Origin of the sequence: uncultured Campylobacter sp., assembly GCF_938015785.1 — a bacterium.
Taxonomy (GTDB): Bacteria; Campylobacterota; Campylobacteria; order Campylobacterales; family Campylobacteraceae; genus Campylobacter_B.
On record NZ_CALLWC010000006.1, the window covers coordinates 1 to 2,422 of the forward strand.

3 protein-coding genes and 1 pseudogene are annotated in these 2,422 nt (G+C 41.7%); all 4 read left to right on the plus strand.

What is annotated here, in order from left to right; translation table 11 throughout:
• Positions 1–213, plus strand: a 213-nt coding sequence (locus Q0393_RS00310; protein WP_298977043.1) for a hypothetical protein, incomplete at its 5' end; no start/stop codon positions are given.
• Positions 203–685, plus strand: a complete 483-nt coding sequence (locus Q0393_RS00315; RefSeq protein WP_298977045.1) for a hypothetical protein — start codon at positions 203–205, stop codon at positions 683–685. The genes Q0393_RS00310 and Q0393_RS00315, both read left to right, overlap by 11 nt.
• Positions 576–1,676, plus strand: a pseudogene (gene rpoD, locus Q0393_RS00320) (RNA polymerase sigma factor RpoD); the annotation flags it as partial. The gene Q0393_RS00315 and the pseudogene rpoD, both read left to right, overlap by 110 nt.
• A gap of 358 nt (positions 1,677–2,034) precedes the next feature.
• Positions 2,035–2,373 (plus strand): hypothetical protein, encoded by a 339-nt coding sequence (locus tag Q0393_RS00325; RefSeq protein WP_298977046.1) that lies wholly within the window; start codon positions 2,035–2,037, stop codon positions 2,371–2,373.
• The last annotated feature ends 49 nt before the right edge of the window (positions 2,374–2,422 follow it).

A 2,422-nucleotide genomic window follows, 5' to 3' on the forward strand; every position in this document is an offset into this window, starting at 1 on the left:
GAAGATGAATTGCTTGACGCAAATATTAAAGAAGATGCTATTTGTATCGATGACAATATAATTACAGCAAGAGGAGCGGGACTGGCAGGAGAACTTGCTTATACATTGATTAGAAAAATCAAAGGTAAAGTTCAAGAAAAACAAGTTCGATTTATGTCTGTTGATTATTTGTTAAGAGATTTTATTCTAAAGGAAGAAAAGAATGGGAAATAAAAAAATAGAATTTAACTCTTTGAAAATTGAAGAGCTTGAAGATTTATTTTTGAGTTTGAGAGAAAAAAAGTTTAGGGCTGAACAGTTTTTTAGATTTATGCACCAAAAGAAAAACTTTGAAATAGATAATTGTAAACAACTGCCTAAAATTTTAATTGAAAAACTAAAGCAAATAGGCTATATAAATTCTTCTTCAATTTATACAAAATATGAATCAAAGCTTGATAATACAAAAAAATATTTAATTAAATTATACGACAATAGAATAATTGAAACGGTATTTATGGACTATGGAAGTTATTGTACAGTTTGTATTTCAAGTCAAGTAGGTTGTAGAATGGGATGTACTTTTTGTGCGTCAACAAAAGAAAATTTTAAAAGAAAAGCTCATGGATCTGGGGCCAACCAGCAAGCTCATCACCGAGATCGTAAAATCGATGGAGACCGCGCTAAAAAGCGACGAGGGCTTTGAAAAGGAGCTGAAGCGCCTAGAATACAAGCTGCCGATGTTTAGCGCCGAACTGCGCGAAAATCACAAAAAAATTCTAAAAGAGATCACGAGACTTAGCAAAGACGACATCATCGCGCGCGTGCCGGAAGCTACGATGGTCTCGACCTACGTCGATATTAAAAAGCTCTTTTTGACAAAAGAGGCGAGCAAAAAAAGCTTCAATCTCGAGCCCGAGCGGCTGAAAGAAATTTTAGAGCAGATTAAGCGCGGCAAGCGCATCAGCGACAATGCAAAAGCGCGTATGGCGAAGTCCAACCTGCGCCTGGTCGTCTCCATCGCCAAGCGCTACACCAACCGCGGGCTGCCGTTTTTAGACCTCATCCAGGAAGGCAACATCGGGCTTATGAAGGCTGTGGATAAATTTGAATACAAGCGCGGTTATAAATTTTCGACCTATGCGACGTGGTGGATCCGCCAGGCGATCTCGCGCGCCATCGCCGATCAGGCTCGCACGATCCGCATCCCTATCCATATGATCGAGACGATAAATCGAATTAATAAAATCACGCGCAAATATATGCAAGAAGGCGGCAAGGAGCCCGATATCAACGTCATAGCGCAAGAAGTAGGCCTTAGCGTCGATAAGGTAAAGCAGGTCATCAAAATCACAAAGGAGCCGATCAGCCTAGAAGCGCCGATCGGAAACGAGGACGACGGTAAATTCGGCGATTTCGTCGAGGACAAAAGCTCGGTTTCGCCGATCGAGCAAATTTTAAAATCCGACCTCAAAGAGCAGATTGACGACATCCTAGAGCAACTTAATGACCGCGAGCGCACGGTGATCCGCATGCGATTCGGACTGCTTGACGATGAGAGCGACCGCACGCTTGAAGAGATCGGCAAGGAGCTCAATATCACTCGCGAACGCGTCCGCCAGATCGAAAGCTCGGCAATCAAAAAGCTAAAACACCCAAAAATCGGCCGCAAACTCAAAACCTATATCGAGAGCTAGAGCAAAACGCCGATATAATTTACTCTTCTTACTCTTTGAATGCCCGGCAAATTTAAAATCCATTAGATAGTAGCCGGGCTTTGGCTTCGGTATGATTGATCCTGACGCACGACAAAATTTAAATCCGCTAAGATCCGAGCCGGGACCGTCAATAATGTATTTTTAGTCTAAATTTTATCAGGCGGAGCACAAATTAAGCTGCAGTAAAAAGTATCGGCGCTTGAAACGCCGATTTTGAGATGCTTAAAGTTTTAAATCTGTAGGTTTCAAACTCCAACGGAGAAAATTTATACCTCAATGGCGGCTGGTGGTGCCTGCCGATATGAAGTTTCAAACTCCAGCGGAGGAAATTTACACTTTGGCAAAAAATCAAGCCGGAATGGGAAAGCTTGTTTCAAACTCCATCGGAGTAAATTTACACATAATGGCAAATTTTGAAGAGACATCGATCGGCTTGTTTCAAACTCCAGCGGAGGAAATTTACACTTTAAATTCTTCTATATTATCACATCTGTCATCAGTTTCAAACTCCAGCGGAGGAAATTTACACGATACCGACGGCGCGAGCAAGAAAGCCGCTAAAATGTTTCAAACTCCAGCGGAGGAAATTTACACTTTAAAAATCGCAAAGCCTTTTGAAATAGAAAAAAGTTTCAAACTCCAGCGGAGGAAATTTACACAATCACTCCGCCGATGATTGGATCATACATTGACGGTTTCAAACTCCAGCGGAGGAAATTTACACC